Source organism: Kitasatospora sp. NPDC043950, assembly GCF_056435345.1.
The window spans coordinates 35,129-57,939 of the sequence record NZ_JBWKER010000020.1; the positions used below are offsets into that span (position 1 = coordinate 35,129).

The window sequence follows — 22,811 nt, forward strand, 5'->3', positions numbered from 1 at the left end:
GAACCATGCCTGCCGTCGAAACCCAGGCCGTCGATGTCCCGCTGCTCGCCGCCCAGGCCGCCATCTGGTACGCGCAGTCACTCGACCCCGACAGCCCGGTCTACAACACCGGCGACGCCGTCGAGATCACCGGCCCGCTCGACGAGGCCCGGTTCGAGGACGCGCTGCGGCAGGCGGTCGACGAGGCCGAGGCACTGAGCGCCGTCGTCGTCACCGGCCCGGACGGCACGCCCCGCCAGCAGCCGCGCCCCGGCCGCCGCTGGCCGCTGCACCACCTCGACCTGCGCGCCGCGCACGACCCGGCCGCCGAGGCCGAGGCCTGGATGCGCGCCGACCTCGCCCGCCCGGCCGACCTCGCCGAGGGCCCGCTGTTCACCCACGCGCTGATCCGCCTCGCCGAAGACCGGTACCAGTGGTACCGGCGGATCCACCATCTCGCCGTCGACGCCTACGCGTTGAACCTCCTCGGCGAGCGCCTCGCCGAGCTGTACACCGCGCACGCCACCGGCACCGAGCCCGCCGCACGCCCGTTCGCCACCCTCGCCGAGGTCGCCGCCGAGGAGGCCGCCTACCGGGACGGCGAGGAGTACCCGGCCGACCGCGCCTACTGGGCCGACCGCCTGGCCGGAGCCGACACCCCGGCGACCCTGCCGGGCAGCCCGGCGCCCGCACTGTCCGCAACCCCGGCCCAGGCCCCCCTGCGCCTCACCGCCGAGCTGCCCGCCGGCACCCGCGACCGGCTGGAGCGCGCCGCCGCCACCGCCCGCGCCACCTGGGCCGAACTGCTCCTCGCCGCCACCGCCGGCTACCTACACCGCCTGGCCGGCACCGAGGACGTCGTGCTCGGCCTGCCGCTCGCCAACCGCCGCGGACCGGCCGCCCTGCGCACCCCCGTCGCCGCCGCCAACGTCCTCCCGCTGCGCCTGGCCGTCCGTCCCGCCGACAGCGCCGAGGCGCTGCTGCGCCGGGTGGTCCGCGAACTGCGCGCCGTCCGCCGCCACCAGCGCTACCCCCTGGAGGACCTGCGCCGCGACCTCGGGCTGATCGGCGAGCGGCGCGCCCTGTTCGGCCCGATGGTCAACATCAAGGCCTTCGAGGGCGATCTCGACCTGGCCGGCCTGCCCGGCGTCGTCCGCAACCTCGCCGCCGGGCCCGTCGACGACCTCGCCGTCGGCGTCTCGCCCGCCCCCGGCGGCGCGCTGCGCCTCGTCCTGGACGCCGACCCCGCCCGCCACGACACCGCCTCACTCGCGGCCCACCGCGACGGGCTGCTGCGCTACCTCGACGCCCTCGCCGACCTGCTGCTCACCGCCCCGCAGACGCCCATCGCCCGGATCGACCTGCTCGACCCGGACGGCCTGCGGCGCGCCACCGCCGGCCGCACGGAGCCGCCGCTCGACCGGACGCTGCCCGAGCTGTTCGCCGCGCAGGCCGCCCGCACCCCGGCCGCCGTCGCCGTCCGCAGCGGCAAAGTCGCCCTCACCTTCGCCGAGTTGGACGCCGCCGCCAACCGCCTCGGCCACCGCCTGAACGCCCTCGGCGTGCGCGCCGGTGCGCCGGTCGCGCTCGCCCTGCCGCGCGGTGTGGACACCCTGATCGCGATGCTCGGCGTGCTCAAGGCCGGCGGCGCCTGCGTCTCCCTCGACCTCGCGCACCCCCGGCAGCGCCTGGCCGCCGTCCTGGACGACGCCCGCCCGGTCTGCGCGGTCGGCACCGCCGAGGCCCTCGCCCAACTGGACCTGCCGGCCGGCCTGCCCGCCGTTCTTCCCGGGGACGCGGACGCCGAGCCCGCCACCGCACCCCCGGCCCCCCGGCCCCACCACGCCGCCTACGTGCTGCACACCTCCGGCTCCACCGGCCGCCCCAAGGGCGTCGTCGTCACCCACGCCTCGCTGGCCAACCTGTACGCGGGCCACGGCGAGGACCACATCGCCCCGGCCGTGCGCCGCACCGGCCGCGAGCGCCTGCGCGTCGCCCACAGCGCCTCGTTCGCCTTCGACGCCTCCTGGGACCCGGTGCTGTGGATGGTCCACGGCCACGAGCTGCACCTGCTCGACGACGCCACCTACCGCGACCCGGCCGCCCTGGCCGGCCACCTGCACCGGGAACGCGTCGACTACCTCGACGTCACCCCCTCCTACCTCGAAGTCCTGCTCTCCGAAGGCATCCTGGACGAGGAGTGGCACCGCCCGGCGGTCATCGCGGTCGGCGGCGAGGCCACCCCGCCCGCCCTCTGGCAGCGCCTCACCGCCGCACCCGGCCTGCACCCGATCGACCTCTACGGCCCGACCGAGACCACCGTCGACGCCTACGCCTGGACGCCCGGCCCGGACGGCGCCCCGGTCGGCCGGGTGGTGCGCGGCTCCCGCGCCTACGTCCTCGACGGCTCGCTGCGCCCCGCGCCCGACGGCGTCGCCGGCGAACTGTACGTCGCCGGGGCCTGCCTGGCCCGCGGCTACCTCGGCCGCCCCGACCTCACCGCCGAACGCTTCCTCGCCGACCCGTTCGGCCCGCCCGGCGACCGGATGTACCGCACCGGCGACCTCGCCCGCCGCCGACCGGACGGCACCCTGGAATTCCTCGGCCGCGCCGACGACCAGGTGAAGATCCGCGGCTTCCGGATCGAGCCCGGCGAGATCGCCGCCGTCCTCGCCCAACTGCCGGGCGTCGCCCAGGCCGTGGTGATCGCCCGCTCCGGTCCGCAGGGCAAGCGGCTGCTCGGCTACGTCGTGCCCGAGGTGCTCTCCGAGGCGGCTCCCGAGGCAGCCTCCGAGGCGGTTTCCGAGGCGGTCTCCGAGTCCGAGGCCAAGCTGGAGGACACCGCCGAACCCGCCCCCGCCCCCGCCCCCCGCGTCGCCCTCGACCCGGCCGCGCTGCGGGCCGCCCTCGCCGCCCGGCTGCCCGGACACATGGTCCCGGCCGCCGTCCTGGTCCTCGACGAACTGCCGCGCACCGCCCACGACAAGCTCGACCACCGCGCCCTGCCCGAGCCCGCCGCCGCCGAGCCCGGCACGGCCCCGGCCACGCCGCAGGAGGAACTGGTCTGCGGGCTGTTCGCCGACGTCCTCGACCTGCCGCAGGCACCCGGGCGGGACACCTCCTTCTTCGACCTCGGCGGCCACTCGCTGCTGGCCGGCCGCCTCGCGGCCCGGCTGCGCGAGACCTTCGCCGCCGCCGTCGGGTTCGCCGACGTCTTCCGCCACCCGACCCCGGCCGCGCTCGCCGCCCTGCTCGACGCGCACCCCGGCGGCGAGCCCGAGACCCGCCCCGCGCTGGTGCCCGTGCCGCGCACCGACCGGATGCCGCTGTCACCCGCCCAGCGCGGCCTGTGGTTCCTGCACCGGCTCCAGGGCCCCAGCCCCACCTACAACATCCCGCTCGCCCTCACCCTCACCGGCCCGCTCGACCGGACCGCCCTCACCCTCGCCCTCGGCGACCTCGCCGCCCGGCACGAGGTGCTGCGCACGGTCTACGGCGAGGAACCGGACGGCACGCCGTACCAGCGGGTGCTGCCCGCCGAGCCCGTCGCACTGCACGACGGCACCGAGCTCGCCGAAGCCGTCCGGCACGCCTTCGACCTCACCGGCCGGCCGCCGCTGCGCGCCACCCTGTTCACCCACGGCCCGGCCGAACACACCCTGCTCCTGCTGCTCCACCACATCGCGAGCGACGGCGCCTCCACCACCCCGCTGGTCCGCGACCTGTCCGCCGCCTACACCGCCCGGCTGGCCGGCCGCGCACCGGAACTCCCGGCGCCCGCCGTGCAGTTCGCCGACCACGCGGCCTGGCAGCGGCAGCTGCTCGGCACCGCCGAGGCGCCCAGCCCGCTCGCCGCGCGGCAGTCGGAGTACTGGCGCACCGCCCTGGCCGGCCTGCCCGACCAGCTGGAACTGCCCACCGACCGCCCGCGCCCCGCCGTCGCCGGCCACCACGGCGCCACCGTGCCCTTCGCCCTCGACGCCGAGGCCCACGCCGCCCTCGCCGCGCTCGCCCGGGCGGCCGGCGGCACCGTCTTCATGGCCGTCCAGGCCGGACTCGCCGCCCTGCTCACCCGGCACGGCTGCGGCACCGACATCCCCGTCGGCACCCCGGTCGCCGGCCGCGACGACCCCGAGACCGCCGACCTGGTCGGCTACTTCGTCAACTCCGTGGTCCTGCGCACCGACACCTCGGGCGCCCCGACCTTCCGCGAGCTGCTCGGCAAGGTCAGAGGCACCGTCCTCGCCGCCCACGAGTACGCCGACCTGCCCTTCGACCGCCTGGTCGAGGAGCTCAACCCGCCGCGCTCCCTCGCCCGCCACCCGCTGTTCCAGGTGATGCTCGCCTGGCAGAGCCGCCCCGACGAGCCCCACCCGCTGGGCGGCGGCCTCACCGCCCGGATCGCCGCCGTCCCCAGCGGCACCGCCAAGTTCGACCTCACCCTCAACGCGGGCGAGCTCCCCGACGGCGGCATCGGCGGCTTCCTGGAGTACCGCACCGACCTCTTCGACGCCGCCACCGTCGAAGGGCTCGCCACCCGCCTCGCCCGGCTGCTCGCCGCCGCCGCCACCGCCCCCGACACCGCGATCGGCCGGCTCCCGCTGATTGGCGAGGAGGAGCGGCTGCGCGCCCTGGTCGAGTGGAACGGCACCCCGCACACGTCGGCTCCGCACACGTCGGCTCCGCACACTTCGGCCCCGCACACGTCGGCCCCGCACGCCTCGGCCCCGGACGCCACCCTGGCCGAGCTGTTCGAGGCCGCCGCAGCCGCCAACCCGCGGGCCGTCGCCGTCAGTTGCGGTGACGAGCAGCTCGACTACACCGAACTCGCCGCCCGCGCCGACTGCTTGGCCCGGCTGCTGGCCGCCAACGGCATCGGCCCCGGCACCATCGTCGCCCTCGCCCTGCCGCGCTCGCTCGAACTCGTCGTCGCCCTCCTCGCGGTGGCCAAGTCCGGCGCCGCCTACCTGCCGCTCGACCCCGACTACCCGGCCGACCGCCTCGCCTACATGCTGGCCGACGCCGCCCCCGCCGCCCTGCTCACCGACCGCGCCACCGCGCCCCGGCTGCCCGCCCACCAGGTGCCCCAACTGCTCGTCGACGGACGGGAGTCGGCCACCCACCCGGCCACCCCGCTGGCCCAGCACGAGCGCACCCGCCCGCTGCGCGCCGAGGACACCGCCTACGTCATCTACACCTCCGGCTCCACCGGCCGCCCCAAGGGCGTCCCCGTCACCCACCACAACGTGGTCCGGCTGTTCAGCTCCACCGACCGCTGGTTCGGCTTCGGCGCCGACGACGTCTGGACCCTCTTCCACTCCTACGCCTTCGACTTCTCCGTCTGGGAGCTGTGGGGGGCCCTGCTGCACGGAGGCCGCCTGGTCGTCGTCCCGCACCTGGTCAGTCGCGACCCGGCGGCCTTCCTCGACCTGCTCGCCCGCGAACGCGTCACCGTGCTCAACCAGACCCCGTCCGCCTTCTACCAGCTCAGCGCCGCCGACCGGGACCGCCCCGGATCCGAACTCGCCCTGCGCTACGTGGTGTTCGGCGGCGAGGCGCTCGAACTGGCCCGGCTCGACGACTGGTACGCCCGCCACCCGGAGGACGCGCCCACCCTGGTCAACATGTACGGCATCACCGAGACCACCGTGCACGTCTCCTACATCGCCCTCGACCGGGCCACCGCCGCCGCCGGAAGCAGCAGCACCATCGGCGTCAACATCCCCGACCTGCGGGTCTACGTCCTGGACCAGCACCTCCAGCCCGTCCCGCCCGGCGTCACCGGCGAGATGTACGTCGCCGGGGCCGGCCTGGCCCGCGGCTACCTCGGCCGCCCCGACCTCACCGCCGGACGCTTCGTCGCCGACCCGTACGCCGAACTGTTCGGCGAACGCGGCACCCGGATGTACCGCTCCGGCGACCTCGCCCGCCGCCGCGCCGACGGCGTCCTGGAGTACTTCGGCCGCGCCGACCAGCAGGTGAAGCTGCGCGGCTTCCGGATCGAACTCGGCGAGATCGAGGCCGTGCTGGCCGCCCACCCGGGCGTCGCCGACGCCGCCGTGGTCGTCCGCGAGGACGCCCCGGGCGACAAGCGACTGGTCGGCTACGCGGTCACCACGGCGAGCCCCGAGGACCCGAGCGCCGTCGCCGCCCCCACCCCCGAGGACCTGCGCGCCCACGCCGCCGCCGGACTGCCCGCCCACATGGTGCCCTCCGCCGTCGTCCTGCTCGATCGGCTGCCGCTCACCGCCAACGGCAAGCTCGACCGCCGCGCCCTGCCGGCCCCCGACGCGCCCGCCACCGGCGCCGGACGCCCGCCGCGCACCCCGCGCGAACAGCAGCTGTGCGAACTCTTCGCCGAGGTGCTGGGCGTCGCGGCGGTCGGCGTCGACGACGACTTCTTCGCCCTTGGCGGCCACTCGCTGCTGGTCGTCCGCCTCGCCGGGCGGATCCGCGAACTGCTCGGCCTGGACGTCGGCATCGGCACCCTGTTCCAGTCGCCCACCGTCGCCGCCCTCGACACGGCCCTGGCGGCCGGCTCGCAGAGCGCCGACGCGCTGGACGTCCTGCTCCCGCTGCGGCCCGCCGCGCCCGGACGCCGTACCCCGCTGTTCGCCGTCCACCCCGCCGGCGGCCTCAGCTGGTGCTACACCGGCCTGATCCGCCACCTGCCCGCCGACCTGCCGATCTACGGCCTCCAGGCCCAGGGCGTCGGCGCGGCCACGGCGGCCCGGCCCCTGCCGCAGACCCTGGACGAGCTGGCCGCGCACTACGTCGACCGGCTGCGCGAGGTCCAGCCCGAGGGCCCGTACCGGCTGCTCGGCTGGTCCACCGGCGGGATCATCGCGCACGCCGTCGCCGTCCGGCTCCAGGACCTCGGCCACGCCGTCGAGTTGCTCGCGATCCTGGACGCCTACCCCGCCGAGGGCTTCCGCGACCTGCCCGTCCCCGACCAGGCCGAGGCGCTGGAGGCGCTGCTCACCATGGGCGGCTACGGCCCCGAGGACCTCGCCGGGCGGCCGCTCGAACTCGCCGCCGTCACCGAGCTGCTGCGCCGCGAGGGCAGCCCGCTCGCCGGACTCGACGACGCCACCGTGGCCGCCCTCAACCGGATCTACCTCAACACCAACCACCTCGTCCGGGGCCACGACCACCGCCCCTTCGACGGCGACGTGCTGTTCTTCCGCGCCACCGTCGACACCATCGACGAGACCCTGGTGCCCGAACTCTGGACCCCGTACGTGTCCGGCCGCATCGACAACACCGACGTCGCCTGCTCGCACAAGGACATGACCCTGCCCGCCCCGATCGCGCACATCGCCCGTGTGATCACCGACCACCTGGAGAAGTCCTCCGATGAGTGACGCCCCCGCCAACCCCTTCGACGGCGACGGCGAGTTCCTCGCCCTCGTCAACGACCAGGGCCAGCACTCGCTCTGGCCGGCCTTCGCCGCCGTCCCGGCCGGCTGGAACGTCTCCCACGGCCCGTGCGAGCGCGCCGACGCCGTGCAGTGGATCACCGCCCACTGGACCGACCTGTGACCCCTCCGGCCGTCGAGGCCGCCCCGGCGCGCCCCCTGCTCGCGGGGCGCGCCGCGGTGGTCGTGGTCTACACCGCCGCGATGTGCATGAACGGCCTGGATTCGACCATCGTCAACCCCGCGCTGTTCACCATCGCCGAGGACTTCGGGCGGCCCGTCTCGGCCGCCAACGCCGTCGAGACGGCCTTCCTGGTCGGCCTCGCCGTCGGCCTGCCGGTGGCGGGCTGGCTCGGCGACCGGTTCGGCGTGAAACGGGTCTTCCTCGGCTCCCTGGCCGCGTTCACCCTCGCCTCCGCCCTGTGCGCCGCCGCGCCCGGCCTCGGCTCGCTCGCCGCCGCGCGGGCCGTCCAGGGCGTGGCCGGCGGGCTGCTCACCCCCGTCGGGATGACCCTGCTGTTCCGGGCCTTCGCCCCGCACGAGCGGGCCGGCCTGGGCCGGATCCTGATCGTCCCGACCGCCCTGATGCCCGCCCTCGGCCCGCCGCTCGGCGGCCTCCTGACCGAACACCTCTCCTGGCACTGGCTGTTCCTGGTCAACGTGCCGGTCGGGGTCGCGGCCGTCGTGACCGGGCTCATCGGCCTGCGCGCGGCGGACGAGCCCCCGGCCGGCCGCTTCGACACCACCGGCTTCCTGCTCGCCACCCCCGGCCTCGGACTGCTCACCTACGCGCTCGGCTTCGGCCCGGCGCACGGCTGGTCCTCGCCGGGAGTGGCGCTCAGCGGCGTGGCCGGTCTCCTCCTGCTCGTCATCGCCGTGCGCCACCAACTCCGCTCCGCCGAACCACTGGTGGACCTGCGGCAGCTCGCCGACCGCGCCTTCGGCACCGCCACCTGGCTGGCCCTGCTCACCTCGGCCGGCCTGATGGGCGCCCTGTTCGTCCTCCCGCTGCTCTACCAGGCCGCCCTCGGGGCCTCGGCCCTCGACGCCGGGCTGAGCGTCTTCCCCGAGGCGATCGGCCTGATGGCCGCCTCCCAGGTGGTCGACCGCCTGCTGCCCCGGTTCGGTCCCCGCCGCCTCGCGCTGCCCGCGCTGCTGCTCGCCGCCCTCGTCCTGGCCGCCCTCGGCTTCGCCGAGAACCCCTGGGCCGTACGGGCGTTGATGTTCGCGGTCGGGCTCGTCCTGGGCACCGCCGTGCTCACCGTCCAGATCGCCGGCTTCGCCGACGTCCCCGGGCCCGCGATGGGCCGCGCCATGGGCCTGTTCACCATCGTCCGCACCCTCGGCGGCGCCCTCGGCATCGCCGCCACCGCCGCCCTCATCGGCGCCCTGGACACCGACGGCGGCTCACCCGGCCCCTACCGCCTCGCCCTTCTGCTCACCGCCGCCCTGGTCGCCGCCGGCACCCTCCTCACCACCCGCCTCCCCCGGGAGGCGCCGGCACCACCCCCCGCCGACTGAACAGCCACGCCGCACCCCGCGATCGCGGGGTGCGGCGTCAGTTCGTTGGACGCGGCCTTCCGGGCTCAGGCGCTCGGCCAGAGGATCAGGTCGGGCAGGGCGTGCCGGCGCGGTCGGTCGCCGAGGTCGGCGAGTGCGGTGCGGATGGCCCGGAGGTGTCCGACGGTCAGCTGCAGGGGCGGCTCGTCGGGTTGGTGGGTCGTGCGGATGGGGTAGTCGACGCCGGGGGTGCGGGTCATCTCGATGTGGCAGCCGAGCAGGTGCGTCACCGGGCGGCGTTCGGCGAAGTCGATCAGCCGGTCGACGGTGCGGGTGAAGGCCGGCCAGTCGTCGATGTAGAGGCGGCCCGGGTAGACGGTGTCGCCGGTGAGCAGCAGGCCCGTCCACGGGTCGTAGTAGGTGACGGCCGCCGGGTGGTGGCCCGGGGTGGCCAGGCATTCGAGCACCCGGCCGCCGCCCAGGTCCACCCGCGCGACGGCGTCCGGGTCCTGGTCGAAGCCGAAGTACGGCCAGGCCGTGGCCGGGTCGGCGCCGACCAGGGTCGTCGCGGGCCGGTCGGCGAACTGCCCGTCGCCCGCGACGTGGTCGCCGTGCGGGTGGGTGTGCAGGACGAGCAGTCCGTAGCCGTCGCGGGGGTGGTCGGCGAGCCACTGGTCGATGAGTCCGTCGACCACGGTGCGCAGCGGGAAGTACGCGGCGGAGGCGGTGGCCCCGGTGTCGATCAGGACCGCCCGCTCGCCCCCGAACAGCAGGAACAGGAACGGCGCCTCGTAGTCGACCGCCTTGTTCTGCCGCAGGATGACGGTGTGCTCGTCGTACGCGTGGACCTGGATGTCCGGGTCCGTGTTGTGCTTCGCGGACGGGGACCCGTGGATCCACCGCACGTCGAGCGGACGGGCGATCGGGGCACCGGCGGCCATGACGTCTCCCTCGGTGCGTCGTCTTGGCGGGCCGGGTACGGCGCACATCTCGTCCGGGGCGGTCACCGGCGCGCCGCCACCGGGACGCTAGCACGCCCCCGTCGCCGCGCGCCGGTCCGCCGACCCGGTGGGGACCGTCAGGCACCCCCGAGCAGGTGCGCCAGCCCGTCCGCCAGCCCGCCGCGCCAACAGGCGTAGTCGTGGCCGCCGTTGAACTCGCGGTACGCGAGGTCGTAGCCGCGGGCGGTGAGGACGTCGCGCAGGTGGCGGTTCTGCGGGAGCAGCATCCACTCCTGGAGGCCGACCTCGACGTAGAACCGGGCCTCCCGCCTTTGCTCGCGGGCGAATTGGCGGGTCAGCCACTCACTGCCCTCGTCGAACTCGGTCTCGTCCGGCCACCAGAAGGAACCGGACTGGCAGAGCGCGCCGCCGAAGCGGTCGGGGCGCCGGAACGCGGCGAAGGCGGCGGTGAGGCCGCCCGCGCTCTGGCCGGCGATCACGGTGGCGGCCGGGTCGGTGGTGGTGCCGAACTCCGCCGCCGCCCAGGGGAGGAGGCGGTCGGCGAGGAGGTCGACGAAGGCCGGGTTGCAGCTGAGGTCGTCGGGTCGGCAGGGGCCCATGGTGTGGACGAGCAGGGCGACGGTGGGCGGGATGGCGCCGTCCGCCGCCAGGTTGTCGAGGGTGTCGCCGACCGACAGCACCTCGCCCCACATCTCGCCGTCCAGCAGCACGGCCACCGCGAACGGCCCGCCGCCGGCGGAAGGCCCGCCCCCGGCGGGGAGGTGGACGTCCACCCGCCGCCCGGCCACCTCGTGGGCCACCGTCCGCCCGCGCGGCACGCCGTCGCGCCGCCGGACGTACGGCTGGGCGGGGGCGTCGGGCAGGCTGAGCACGGACGACGGGTGGCGCCCGTCGCGGGCGGGCAGCCGGGGGGCGGCGTCGTGCGGGTCGGGGCGGGCGTGGTCGAGGACGCGCAGCCAGTCCGCCCGGGCGGTGCCGGGGGCGTCCCCCCGGAACGGGTACAGCTGGTAGGACGCCCGGTGGTCGGCGCGCAGCCGGTAGGTGATCGACCAGCGGCCGTCGTCGCGGCGGGTCATCAGGTGCGGGGCGAGGTCGCCGGCGTGCCGGTCCTTGTCGGTGACGGTGTGCAGGAGGGCGAGCACGCCGTCGCACGACGCGTCCTCGTGCACGAAGGTGACCAGGCGGTAGGCGGGGTCGGCCGGATCGGGCTCGACGAGGGGAAGGGTTTCCATCTGCGGTACTCCTCGGGAAGGTTAAGCGGGGGTGCCCTTGCGGCCGAGCAGCACCCAGAGCAGGAAGGGGCCGCCGAGGACGGTGGTGACGATGCCGACCGGGATCTCCACCCCGTCGATCAGCACCCGCCCCACGGTGTCGGCGAGCACGACGAGGACGGCGCCGGTCAGTGCCGAGCCGAGGACCGGCACGCGCGCCGGCCCGGCCAGCCGCCCGGCGATCACGGGCGCGGCCAGCGCGACGAAGCCGACCGGCCCGCACACGCCGACGGCCAGCCCGGCCAGCGCGACGGCCAGCAGCAGGCAGCCGAGCCGGACCCGGCCCGGGTCGACGCCCAGCGAGGCGGCCACGCTGTCGTCGAAGCGCAGCACCGCAAGCCGCCGGGCCACCGCCAGCGCGAGCGGCACGAGTACGGCCAGCCCGATCAGGACCGGGGTGGCGACGGCGTAGTCCCGCCCGTTGAGACTGCCGGAGGTCCAGACGTACAGCGAGCCGGCCGAGTTGAGCGAGCGGCGGGCGAGCGCGACCTGGATGACGGCCGAGGCGAGCGCGGACATCGCGAGGCCGACGACCAGCACCCGGTAGCCCTGCGCGCCGAGCCCGCCGGAGACCAGGGTGACGACCAGGACGGCGGCCAGCGCGCCGAGCGGGCCGGCCCACCAGGCGCCGAAGGTGCCGGAGACGGTGGCGGAGATCAGGACGGCGGCGGTGGCACCGTCGTTGACGCCGAGCAGTTCGGGGGTGGCGAGGCGGTTGCGGGCGAGGGTCTGGGTGAGGCAGCCGGCCAGGCCGAGGGCGGCGCCGGCGGCGAGCCCGGCGACGATCCGGCCGAGCCGGAACTTCTGCACCAGCAGCACGTCCAGCCGGTCGCCGTAGCCGAACACGGCCTGGAGGGTGCGGCCGAGGCCGAGTTCGCTCTGCCCGGCGTGGGCGGACACGACGACGACGGCGAGCAGCGCCGCGGCCAGGGCGAGCGAGGCGAGCAGCGCCCGGCGGGGGAGCAGCAGCGACCAGGCGCCGCGCCGCAGCACCAGGTCGGGTTTCGGCGCGGGCGGCTCGGACCGCCGGACGGGGGCGGGCTCGGCCGGGTCGGCCATGCCGAGTGCGGCGGTCCGGCGGGAGCGGACGATCGCGATCAGCGCGGGGGCGCCGACCAGGGAGACGATCACCGACACCGGCGCCTCGAACGGGCGGGCCACCACCCGGGCCAGCACATCGGCCCCGGTGAGCACGGCGGCACCGAACAGACCGGCGAGCACGGTGAGTTGCCCGACCCTGGGGCCGGCGATGGCCCGCGCCAGGAACCCGGCGAGCAGGCCGAGGAAGGAGATCGGGCCGGCCAGCGCGACGGCCGAGGCGGTCAGCAGGGTGACGGCGAAGGCGACCGCGGCCCGGGTGGCGCCGGGCCGGTGGCCGAGGCCGCGGGCGAGGTCGTCGCCGAGCGCGAGCGCGGTGAGCGGCCGGGTGGCGAGCAGGGCGAGCAGGAAGCCCACGCCGAGCACCGGGGCGAGTTGGCGCAGCGTCGTCCAGCCCTCCACCCCGGCCAGCGAGCCCAGCACCCACACGCGGTACCGGTCGTACGCCTCGGGCGAGTTGACGATCAGCACGCCGGTGAGCCCGCCGAAGGTGGCGCCGACCGCCGAGCCGCCGAGCACCAGCCGCATCGGGGACCCGCCCCGGGCACCCGCGATGAGCAGCACCAGCGTGCTGGCGAGCACGGCGCCGCCGAAGGCGAAGGCCAGGTACCCGTACGAGGTCTGGATGCCGAGCACGGCGATGCCGAGCACGACCCCCAGCGAGGCGCCGGCGTTGACGCCGAGCAGTCCGGTCTCGGCGAGCGGGTTGCGGGTGACGGACTGCAACTGCGCCCCGGCGACCCCGAGCGCGGCGCCGACCAGCAGGGCGGTGGCCGTGCGGGGCAGGCGCAGGTCGCCGACGACGAGGGCGAGCCGGCCGTCCGCGCGGGCCCCGTGGCGGTCCAGCAGGTAGTCCAGCACCCGCCCGGGGCCGACCTCCCCGGCGCCGACGGACAGCGAGAGCGCGGCGAGGGCGAGCAGGACCGCGACCGCGCCGAGGGCGATCGGCCAGGCGGCCCGGCGGCCGTCCCCGCGCGGTGGCGTCGGCGGCGGCGGGGCGTCCGGCTCGGTGCGGGACTCCCCGGGGGCGCCCACTTGCGACAATGTCATAAGGTAAGGCTAACCTAATGAGCGCATCGTCCTGTGGGCACCGTCACCGTGCCGGGTCGCCCGGACGCCGCCCAACCCCCGTACCACCGCTGCCCGGAGGCACCCATGCCGTTCGCCCAGAGCCCGCTCCACCCCGTCCGCCGCCGCGCGGCCCGGGCGCTGGCCGTCACCGGGGCGGCCGCCCTCCTGCTCGCCGGGTGCGGCTCCTCCGGGTCCTCCTCCGGATCCTCGGGCTCCGCGGGCGGCTCCTCCGCCGCCGGCAGCCCGGCGGCGGACGCGGCCGGCGGCAAGCGCACCGTCAAGGACGCGACCGGCAAGGCCGTCGAGATCCCCGCCGCGCCCCAGCGGATCGTCACCCTCACCCAGGAGGACCTCGACGCGGTGCTCGCCCTCGGCGTCAAGCCCGTCGGCATCACCAACGGCCAGGGGCTCAACGAGCCGCCCGCCTACCTCAAGGACAAGGTCCAGGGCGTCCCGGTGGTCGGCAACCTGCTGCAGCCCGTGATGGACAAGGTCATCGCCGCCAAGCCCGACCTCATCCTGGCCGGCGACATGCAGGACGAGCAGATGCTCAAGCAGCTGCGCGAGATCACCCCCGCCACCCTCGTCACCATGGCGCCCACCGACGACTGGAAGCTCGCCTTCCGCGGCATCGGAAACGCCGTCAACAAGCTCGACCAGACCAACAAGGTGATCGCCGACTACGAGGCCAAGGCGGCCAAGGCCGGTGGCGACCTCGGCAAGAACAAGGGCGCGGCCGTCTCCATCGTCCGCTGGAACCCGACCGGGCCGAGCTGGATGGAGAAGAAGCAGTTCGCCAGCGGCGTCGCCCTCGACATGGGCCTCACCCGCCCGGCCGCGCAGGACAAGGACGGCAACGCGCACAGCCCGGCGCTCAGCCTGGAGAAGCTCGCCGAGATCGACGGCGACTGGCTGTTCCTGTCCACCCTCACCGACGACGGCAAGACCGCGCTCAAGGACGTCCAGTCCAAGCCCGCCTACCAGGAGCTGGGCGCGGTGAAGAACAAGCACGCCGTCACCGTGGACGGTTCGGTCTGGTCCACCCGCGGCGGGCCGCTCGCGGCCGACGTGGTCATCGGCGACATCGGCAAGGCGCTCGCCGCCTCCTGACCGGTCCGCGTTCGGGCCCGTGCCCGCGTTCGGGCCCTGTTCGGGCTCGTACCCGCGTTCGGGCCCTGTTCGGGCTCGTACCCGCGCTCGGGCCCTGTCCGGGCCCGTGCCCGCGCTCGGGCCCGTACCCGGTCGGCCGGCACCTTGCCCGGTCGGCCCGCAGCCCCCTCCAACCGAAGGAACCCTCGATGGAGTTGACGATCCAGGGCCTCACCGCCGGCTACGGCCCCGGCCGCCCGGTGCTCGCCGGCGTCGACCTCACCGTCCCGGCCGGCCGGGTGGTGGCCGTCGTCGGCCCGAACGGCTGCGGCAAGTCCACCCTGCTGCGGGCCGTCGCCCGGCTGCACCGGCCGGACGGCGGGCGGGTGCTGGTCGGCGGCGAGGACGTCTGGCGGCTGCGGCCGCGCCAGGCCGCGCACCGGGTCGCGCTGCTCCCGCAGAGCCCGCAGGCCCCCGAGGCGGTCACCGTCGCCGGACTCGTCCGCTACGGCCGCCACCCGCACCAGGGGCTCTTCCGCCAGTGGTCGGCCGACGACGAGCGGCTCACCGCCGGGGCGCTGCGCGCCACCGGCGTCGAGGAACTCGCCGACCGCCGGCTGGACCGCCTCTCCGGCGGCCAGCGGCAGCGCTGCTGGCTCGCCATGGTGCTCGCCCAGGACGCGCCCGTCGTGCTGCTCGACGAACCCACCAGCGCGCTCGACCTCGGGCACGCCGTCGAGGTGCTGGAACTGGTCCGCGAGGTCGCCGCCGGCGGGCGGACGGTCGTCATGGTGCTCCACGACCTCGCGGCGGCGGCCCGCTACGCCGACCTGGTCGTCGCCCTGCGCGACGGCTCGGTGGTGGCCTGCGGCCCGCCCCGCGAGGTGGTCGACGCACCGCTCGTGCGCGCGCTGTACGACATCGACAGCGACGTGCTCGCCGCCCCCGGGGACGGCGCGCCGGTGATCGTTCCCCGTGCGGCGCCGGTGCGTTGACGATGCGCCAGGCATGACCTGGCGCGCGACGGGAGGCGGGTGGCGGGGCAGGCGGCGTGCCGTCTGCCCCGTTCACTCGTTCGACGGGTTTGCGCCCAGGAAGCCGCGGAGCGGCCTCTCCGGCTGCCGCTTTGTCAGTGGGCCTCGCTACGTTCCTCGCATCGCTGACCGGCAGGTGGGAGGAGACGTCCGTGGCATGGGTGGAAACAGGCGCGGGAGGGTACCGCGTCGCGCTCGACGGGGAGGGCAAGGTGGTCTGCCGCAACGCGGCGGGCCGCGAGCTGAAGTCCCTGCCGTCGAAGCTCGGTGACGATCCGGTGGTCGTCCAGCTCAGGCAGCTCACCGAGTGGCTGGCCGCGCACGAGCGGCGCTGCCAGGAGGACGTCGAGCGGTGGATGGTGCGCTCGCTGCCGGTGCCCGCCGCCGTGCTGACCGCGGTCTGGGCGGACGAGGCCTGGCAGGCCGTCCTGCGCGACCTGGTGGTCACCGGCTCGGACGGCGCCGTCGCCGGCTTCCTGCGCGGTGCGGACGCCGAGCGCGGGATCGGCCTGGTGGACCTGGACGGCGACACCGTCCGGCTCACCGACGGAGAGATCCTGATACCCCACCCCGTGCTGCTCCCGGACCTCGACGACCTGCGCGAGTTCGCCGTCGAGCTCGGCGTCTCCCAGCGCGTGCCGCAGCTCTACCGGGAGGTCTGGCACCGGCCGGACGAACTGCCGGCCGGCACCGAGGTCACCACCTACGCCGGCGGCCGCTACCGGGAGCTGCGCGAGCTGCTCGGACGTTGCGCCCGGCTCGGCCACCGGGTGCGCGGCGGCTCCGCCGTCCAGCCCGTGGTGGAGGCGGGGCGCACCGTCGAGGCCCGCGTCTGGGGGGGCGACTACTACGAGTACGACGCCTGCGAGACGGGCGCGCTCAGCTGGGCGGGCCCGGACGGCCGGGTGCTGCCGCTCGCCGAGGTCGGCCCGATCGCCTGGTCCGAGGGCATGCGGATGGCCGCCGCACTGTACGCAGGCCGCACCATCGAAGGGGAGGACGCCGCATGACCGCCACCGGACTCGACCAGAGGGCCGTTCAGGACGCCGACCGGGCGGCCGCCCATGACACCGGGCCGCACGAGCGGCTGCTCGACGCGGGGGCCGTGCTCCCGCCCGGCACCCTGCCCGGCGCCGGCCGCCCCGACAGCGCCGCCGACGTGCTCACCGCCCGCGCCTACACCCACCCCGCGCTCGACGGGCGCCGGATCGTCCGGCTGGTCCCCGGTGCGCTCGGACCGGCCGAGGACCTCGCCGTCGACTTCCTCGGGCTGGTCCCCGACGGCGCGCCCGCCGAGGTCGGCCAGGTCCGCCAGGAGGCGCTCGGCTTCCCCGCCTGGGCGCTGGTCCACGACCCGGCCAACGGGCACCACGCGCTCGCCCTGGTCAAGGAGATGGAACGGCTCTCCCGCCAGGCCCGGTCCAAGCCCGGCACCGCCAAGGACGGGTTCGAGGCGCTGGCCGCCCGTCTCGGCCGCGCCGTGCCGCACTTCCTGCCCACCTTCTGCGAGGAGGTCGGCCGGATCTTCCTCGCCCACGGCAACCAGACCTACGCCGCCAGCTACTTCGGCAAGGCCCGCGAGGCCGAGCGCACCTACCGCCTGACGGTCGACGAGGAGCGGCTGCGCGCCGTCTTCCTGGAGTTCGCCCTGGCCGGCGCGCTCACCGTCAAGTCCCTGCGCCAGTACGTCAAGGAGCTCACCGGGCGGCTCGACGCGCTGACCGCCTGGCAGCGCTTCCGCCAGCTGTGCACCGAGCGCTCCGCCGCCGGCATGGCCCCCTACGCCGGGGTCGCCGAGGACGCCCGCGCGCTGATCAAGGCCGCCGGGCTGGACCGCGCCGAGCACGAACAGGCGCTGCTCGCCGAACTGCTGGCCGCCCCGGGCGTCAACCGGGCGCCCGGCGCGTTCTGGAAGTCCTGGCACGGTTCCCTGACCGAACTCGGCCGGCGCGACCCGGCGGTCCGGGCCCGGCTGCTGGAGCTGATGCCCGACCCGGCCGGCACCGACGCCGCCCTGAACGACACCGCCTGGCTCGGCCTGCTCGCCGAGACCGGGGCCGAGCAGTTGCTCACCGGCCCGCGCCCCGAGGGCGCCGAGGACTCCGAGCCTGCCGCCGCGTGGCTCCAGCGCTGGTGCCACCACCTCGGGCGCGGCTGGCGCTCCCGACCCAGTTGCGCCGCCACCGTCGCCCTGGCCGGCCGGATGGCCGAGCGGCTGCGGGCCGACGGAGTCCCGGTGGACCTGTACACCGACGTCCGCCGCAGCCAGACCCAACTCGACCTGCTGGACCAGCTGCTCGCCGACGGCGTGCCCGTCGCCGACCCGTCGGCCACCCACCGGTTCGACCTCAAGGACTGGGTCGACCAGTGCGGCGCCGACAGCACCGGCCTCGCGGCCGTCGCCGCCGACCCGCGCTTCCGGCCCGCCCTGCGCGCCGCGACCGCGCCCGCCTGGGACACCGCCGTCAAGCGGCAGGTGCCCGCCCTGCCGCTGCTGCGCCGCCTGTTCGAGGAGTGGGCCGAACTCCGGGCCGACGAGCTGACCGCCGCCCGCGGCCTGGCCGGCGCCGCCGACCTGGTGCAGTCGCTGAGCCCGTACCGCACCGCCGTGCGGGCCGTCGCCCCGGACGCCGCCGAGCGGATCGCCGCCCTCGACGTCACCGCCCTGCTCGCCGGGGCGCTCGGCGCCGGCATCCTCGACGAACTCGGCTGGCCCGCCCTGGAAGAGGCCCTGGCCACGCTCGCCGACCCGGCCGACCCGACCGACCCGACCGACCCGACCGACCCCGCCAAACCCGTGGACCCTGCGGACCCCGAATCCGCCGGGCCGGACTCGGAGTCGCCCGACACCCCCGGCCTCAACGGCGGGCGCCTCACCGGCCTGATCGTCGAGGACGCCTGGCCGCACCTGATCCTCGCCCGCCACGACCAGGCCGTCGTGGTCGGCCCGCAGGGCGTCCTGCTGGAGCACACCCTGCGCCTGCCCCCGGCGAAGGAACGCTGGAACCAGCCCCGGTTGCGCTTCGTCGACGGCGAACTCCTCGTCGCCTGGTACCAGGACGGAAAGCAGCACGCCTACTGGTCCAGCCGGCCCGGGGAGGTCACCGAACTCACCGGCGAGACCATCGCCGGCTACTACTACGGCGACCGGGATCCCGAGCCCCCCTCCCTCCCGCTGCCCGGCGGCGGCCGCACCACCGGCGAACGCCCGCTGCACCCCGGCGACACCCGGATGCCCGGCGAACACCGGGTCCTCGGCGACGGCACCGGCCACTGGACGCTGCGCTACGGCCAGGACGGCGCCGTCCTGCGCGAACTCGACCCGCACACCGGCGCCCTCGGCCGCGCCGCCGAACCACCGGTGATCGCCGCCACCGCGGCCGCAGGCTGGCTGCCCGCTGCTCGCGCCCGACTGCTGCCGCTCCAGCCCGGCCTGGAGCAGACGCCGCTCGGCACCGACGGCACCGTGCTCGGCAGCTGGGTCCGGATCGACCCCGGCCGCGCCGTCACCACCACGACCGCCGACGGACAGGCCATCGTCCTGCCGATCACCGACGGCCACCCGGACCACGTCCCGGTCGGCCGCCTCACCCTCCCCGGCCAGGCCCGACCGGTCGTCACCGAGGCGCAGCGCGGCGGCCTCGCCCTCACCCTGCCCGACCTGGCCACGGACACCGACCGCACCGCCGACCTGCGCCCCTGCCGCCCGGGGGACTTCGCCGCCGCCGGCACCGGGCTCGTCCCCCCGCTCGACCACTGGCACGCCCTGCGGCCCCGCGACGAGGCAGGCTCCCGCGTCCTGCGTGGCGTCGACACCGAGCAGGCCGCCCGCCTGATCGACGCCGCCTGGCCGACCGACAGCCGGCCCGCGCCCGAGGAGGAGCAGCGCTGGATCACCGTCCAGGGCGTCCGGCGCCCGCTCGCCCGCTCCGGTGGCGCCCGCCGCGCCCTGCCCGTTCAGGCGGTCGGCACCGTCCTGCCCGGCATCAGCCACCCGCTGCTGCTCGCCGGGGTCGCCGGGCTCGCCCGCACCGCCGCCGACCTGCTCGACCGGACCGCCCGGTTCGTCCCGCAGCCGGAGGCCGAGAAGCCGTCCAAGGCCGAGGCCGCCGAGTACCGGCCCGAGCACGGCCGTGACCACGAACTGCGCGAGGCCGTCACCACCCTCCTGCCCGACGTCGCCTGCTTCGGCCCCAACTGGGGCGACGGAGACCGGTGGCGGGTGCTCACCAACCTGCGCGCCGTCACCGCCGTCCTGGCCGACCCGCCGACCGCCACCGGCGAGGGCTGGAGCACCCCGGCCACCGTCACCCTGCAACACGGCGACACCCACCACGGCTGGCTCCACCTGCTCGGCCGTCTCGACACCCTCGCCTACGCGGTGGCCGCCCCGCTCACCGAACCGGCCCACCGCGCCAGCCTCGTGCTGCTCCTCGGCGAACTGACCGAGGGAGTGCTCGCCGACCGCGGCGCCACCCTGCGCGAGATCGTCCTCGGCGAACCCGCCGACCGCGCCGACCGCCGCCGGCCCGCCGTCCCCCGCGAGGGGCAGGTGCTGCGCCACGGCGACCGCACCGTCGTCATCCTCGGCCACCGCCGGCACCACGAGGGCACGGAGCAGTGGTACGCCGTCGACCACGACCCGAGCGGCGCGTTCGGCCCCGTCGCCCACTTCACCACCGTCAAGGAACGCGGCACCGAGGAGCGGGTCGACGCCGCCTGGATCGCCGCGCTCCGGCAGGCGGCCGTGCTGCACGGCGGCGCCCCCTGGCAGCCCGCCCGTGCCATCGCCTTCGGCGGGCTCACCGGGATCGGTGCCGCCCGCGCCGCCCTGCTGCTCAGCCCGCCGCCCGGGCTCTTCCAGTGGCACAGCGCCGTCCTGTCCGCCGACCGCCTCGCCGAGTACGGCCTCAAGTCCACCGAGGCCAAGGCCGCCCGGGACTGGCTGCGCGGTCGTGACCGGACCGCCCTCACCGACGTCTGGGGCGCCCTGCTGCCCGCCGACCCGAAGACCCTCTGGACGGAGGGCCCCGACGTCGACGCCGGCGCCGCCGCCTGGATCCGGCACTTCGGCCGGCTGGTCACCCTCCCCGAGGCCGCCCAGGCCACCGTCACGGGCGCGCGGATCGAACACATCGAGGCGGTGCTCAACCTCGCACAGACCCCCTGGCTGACCGGCACCACGGCCTTCCGGCTCAGCGACGACGGCGGGTCCACCCCCCAGCTGCTCGCCGAGGACCAGAGCGCCGCACCGGCCTCCGGCGACCTCGGGCACGCCGTCGACGCCCTGCGCTGGCTCGCCTACCACCTGCCCGCCGACAGCCCGCTGCGCCCGCTGCTGCCCGCGGCCGCCGCCGCGCTGCGAAGCCGCCTCGCCGACCCCGACCTGCTGCTCGACCTCCACCTCGTCCACACCACCAAGGGCGCCTCGATGTCGGCCGTCCTGCGCACCCACTTCGGCCTGCCGGCCGCGGTCGGAGTCGACCCGAACGGACTGGTCGACTGCGGCCCGGCCCTCGTCCTGACGCCCTACCACGGCGAGTACGAGCGGGTCTGGCTGCGCCCGGCCGGGCTCACCGGCCCCGACGACCCGGTGCTCGAACTGCTCGGCGGGCTGGGCGCCAGCTACTGGCTGGAAACCGAGCGGGGCGCCATCGAGGCCGTCCTGCGCGGCGAAGTGGAGCGTCTGGCGGCCTCCGCCGCCGGCCCCGCCGCCGCCAGCCCCGCCGCCGCGGCCGGTGACGCCGCGGCCTGGCTACAGCACCCGCAGCTCACCGTCCCCGACCTGGTCACCGAGGCGGCCCGGGCCCACGGCCTCGGCGAGGACGCCGCGGTGCTCTACCTCCAACTGCTGGCCCTGCCCGACCCCACCGACCGCAACATCGCCCGCTGGACGGGCTGGAAGCCGGCCAGGCTCAAGCGCGCCCGCGCCGAACTCGCCGCCACCGACCTGGTGCTGGAGGCCAAGCGGGCCCGGGCCGGCCGCACCCTCTTCCTGCCCGGCGGCTGGCAGGAGGCCAAGGCCCCCGCCCTGCCCGCCGAGACCTGGAAGGCCGCGCTCTACGAACTGCCCACCCACCGCGTCTCGCTGCCCTACCTGCCCGTCCCGGAGCTGTTCGCCCGGGCCTGGCAGCGGACCCTCGACGGCGACGCCCCCGGCTACGAAGAGCTCCAGACCAGCAAGCGCAGGAAGGCCCGCCGATGAGCGCCACGCCGACGAACAGCACACCGACGGGCAGCACACCGGTGAGTGCCGGCGCCGCCCCCGCGAGCCGGCAGATCATCCCGCCCGAGGAGAAGCACGCCGCCGAACTGGAGTTCCTGGCCGCGTACGACACCGGCCCGCGCCCGCCCGGCTGGCGGCTCACCCCGCGCGCCGTCGTCACCTTCGTCATGGGCAGCGACGGCGAGAAGCTCAAGGCCGGCCGCCGCGGCCTCGCCATCGAGCAGAAGTTCGTCGGCGAGCGCGCCCTCGTCGAACGCTGCGTCGTCACCCTCGCCGGGGAGCGCGGCCTGCTGCTCGTCGGCGAGCCCGGCACCGCCAAGTCCATGCTCTCCGAACTGCTCGCCGCCGCCGTCTGCGGCACCAGCGCGCTCACCGTCCAGGGCACCGCCGGCACCACCGAGGACCAGCTCAAGTACGGCTGGAACTACGCCCTCCTGCTCGCCAAGGGGCCCAGCCGGGACGCCCTGGTGCCCTCCCCGGTGCTCACCGCGATGACCGGCGGGGCGGTGGCCCGCGTCGAGGAGGTGACCCGCTGCCTGCCCGAGGTGCAGGACGCGCTGGTCTCCCTGCTCTCCGAACGGCGGGTCGCCGTCCCAGAGTTGGCCGGCACCCCGGACGGACAGCTGCACGCCGCCGCCGGTTTCACCCTGATCGCCACCGCCAACCTGAGGGACAAGGGCGTCAGCGAGATGTCCGCGGCGCTCAAGCGGCGGTTCAACTTCGAGACGGTCGGCCCGATCGCCAGCCTCGCCGCCGAGGTCGAACTCGTCCGCCGGCAGTCGACCGTCGCCGTCGCCCGCGCCGGAGCCACCTACGCGGTGGACGACGCCGTCCTGGAGGCCCTCGTCACCGCCTTCCGCGACCTGCGCACCGGCCGCTCCACCGAAGGCTGGGACGTCGAGCGCCCGTCCACCGTGATGAGCACCGCGGAAGCCGTCTCGGTCGCCACCGCGCTCGGTGTCACCGCCGCCTACCTGCCCGACGGCGGCGACCTGCTCGGCCGCCTCCCCGGCCAGCTCATCGGCGTCGTGCGCAAGGACGACCCGGCCGACGCCGCCCGGCTGCTCGGCTACTGGGACGGACCGGTCCGCCGGCGCGCCGAACAGGGCGCCGGCACCTGGCGCACCCTGTGGGACCTCCGCTCGGCCCTGGAGGCATGAGGC

General features: G+C 76.2%; 11 protein-coding genes and 1 riboswitch. Of the genes, 8 read left to right on the forward strand and 3 right to left on the reverse strand.

The window, feature by feature from the left end:
• The first annotated feature begins 5 nt into the window (after positions 1-5).
• The 3 genes from AC07BF_RS15695 to AC07BF_RS15705 are packed head-to-tail and all read left to right on the forward strand — an operon-like array spanning position 6 to position 8,918.
• Positions 6-7,343 carry an amino acid adenylation domain-containing protein gene (locus AC07BF_RS15695; protein ID WP_478333469.1) on the forward strand — a complete coding sequence of 2,446 codons (7,338 nt, stop codon included), beginning with the start codon at positions 6-8 and terminating at the stop codon, positions 7,341-7,343.
• On the forward strand, positions 7,336-7,521 hold the full coding sequence (locus AC07BF_RS15700; protein WP_063349847.1) for an MbtH family protein: 186 nt from the start codon (positions 7,336-7,338) through the stop codon (positions 7,519-7,521). Before AC07BF_RS15695 ends, AC07BF_RS15700 begins: the two co-directional genes overlap by 8 nt.
• On the forward strand, positions 7,518-8,918 hold the full coding sequence (locus AC07BF_RS15705) for a DHA2 family efflux MFS transporter permease subunit (protein ID WP_478333470.1): 1,401 nt from the start codon (positions 7,518-7,520) through the stop codon (positions 8,916-8,918). Before AC07BF_RS15700 ends, AC07BF_RS15705 begins: the two co-directional genes overlap by 4 nt.
• A gap of 65 nt (positions 8,919-8,983) precedes the next feature.
• Here the strand turns inward: AC07BF_RS15705 and AC07BF_RS15710 are convergent, their stop codons facing one another.
• The 3 genes from AC07BF_RS15710 to fhuB form a co-directional block, all read right to left on the reverse strand.
• Positions 8,984-9,838, reverse strand: coding sequence for an MBL fold metallo-hydrolase (locus tag AC07BF_RS15710; protein ID WP_363579575.1), 855 nt, complete (start codon positions 9,836-9,838; stop codon positions 8,984-8,986).
• A 12-nt stretch (positions 9,839-9,850) separates the two neighbouring features.
• Positions 9,851-9,911, reverse strand: a riboswitch (guanidine-III (ykkC-III) riboswitch).
• A 64-nt stretch (positions 9,912-9,975) separates the two neighbouring features.
• Entirely contained in the window at positions 9,976-11,091 is a 1,116-nt protein-coding gene (fes, locus tag AC07BF_RS15715; RefSeq protein WP_478333471.1) for an enterochelin esterase, read from the reverse strand.
• A 21-nt stretch (positions 11,092-11,112) separates the two neighbouring features.
• Positions 11,113-13,278 carry a Fe(3+)-hydroxamate ABC transporter permease FhuB gene (gene fhuB / locus AC07BF_RS15720; RefSeq protein WP_478333472.1) on the reverse strand — a complete coding sequence of 722 codons (2,166 nt, stop codon included), beginning with the start codon at positions 13,276-13,278 and terminating at the stop codon, positions 11,113-11,115.
• A 105-nt stretch (positions 13,279-13,383) separates the two neighbouring features.
• Here fhuB and AC07BF_RS15725 point away from each other — a divergent pair, with 105 nt between their 5' ends.
• From AC07BF_RS15725 to AC07BF_RS15745, 5 genes are all read left to right on the forward strand, one after another.
• A complete protein-coding gene (locus tag AC07BF_RS15725) occupies positions 13,384-14,409 on the forward strand; it encodes an iron-siderophore ABC transporter substrate-binding protein (RefSeq protein ID WP_363579571.1) in 1,026 nt (341 codons plus the stop codon).
• A gap of 188 nt (positions 14,410-14,597) precedes the next feature.
• The gene (locus tag AC07BF_RS15730; RefSeq protein WP_363579569.1) at positions 14,598-15,383 is read left to right on the forward strand and encodes an ABC transporter ATP-binding protein; all 786 of its coding nucleotides are present in this window, start codon (positions 14,598-14,600) and stop codon (positions 15,381-15,383) included.
• Positions 15,384-15,574: 191 nt separating this feature from the next.
• Positions 15,575-16,432 (forward strand): DUF4132 domain-containing protein, encoded by an 858-nt coding sequence (locus tag AC07BF_RS15735; RefSeq protein WP_478333473.1) that lies wholly within the window; start codon positions 15,575-15,577, stop codon positions 16,430-16,432.
• Positions 16,429-21,627, forward strand: a complete 5,199-nt coding sequence (locus AC07BF_RS15740; protein ID WP_478333474.1) for a hypothetical protein — start codon at positions 16,429-16,431, stop codon at positions 21,625-21,627. The genes AC07BF_RS15735 and AC07BF_RS15740 overlap by 4 nt, the downstream gene beginning before the upstream one ends.
• Positions 21,624-22,808 carry an ATP-binding protein gene (locus tag AC07BF_RS15745; RefSeq protein ID WP_400804710.1) on the forward strand — a complete coding sequence of 395 codons (1,185 nt, stop codon included), beginning with the start codon at positions 21,624-21,626 and terminating at the stop codon, positions 22,806-22,808. Before AC07BF_RS15740 ends, AC07BF_RS15745 begins: the two co-directional genes overlap by 4 nt.
• Positions 22,809-22,811 lie beyond the last annotated feature (3 nt).

Bases quoted from the DNA above. Each gene is read 5' to 3' on its own strand.
- fes (WP_478333471.1), bottom strand. From the start codon at position 11,091: ATGGAAACCCTTCCCCTCGTCGAGCCCGATCCGGCCGACCCCGCCTAC.
- AC07BF_RS15710 (WP_363579575.1), bottom strand. From the start codon at position 9,838: ATGGCCGCCGGTGCCCCGATCGCCCGTCCGCTCGACGTGCGGTGGATC.
- AC07BF_RS15725 (WP_363579571.1), top strand. From the start codon at position 13,384: ATGCCGTTCGCCCAGAGCCCGCTCCACCCCGTCCGCCGCCGCGCGGCC.
- AC07BF_RS15700 (WP_063349847.1), top strand. From the start codon at position 7,336: ATGAGTGACGCCCCCGCCAACCCCTTCGACGGCGACGGCGAGTTCCTC.
- AC07BF_RS15740 (WP_478333474.1), top strand. From the start codon at position 16,429: ATGACCGCCACCGGACTCGACCAGAGGGCCGTTCAGGACGCCGACCGG.
- AC07BF_RS15730 (WP_363579569.1), top strand. From the start codon at position 14,598: ATGGAGTTGACGATCCAGGGCCTCACCGCCGGCTACGGCCCCGGCCGC.
- AC07BF_RS15745 (WP_400804710.1), top strand. From the start codon at position 21,624: ATGAGCGCCACGCCGACGAACAGCACACCGACGGGCAGCACACCGGTG.
- AC07BF_RS15695 (WP_478333469.1), top strand. From the start codon at position 6: ATGCCTGCCGTCGAAACCCAGGCCGTCGATGTCCCGCTGCTCGCCGCC.
- fhuB (WP_478333472.1), bottom strand. From the start codon at position 13,278: ATGACATTGTCGCAAGTGGGCGCCCCCGGGGAGTCCCGCACCGAGCCG.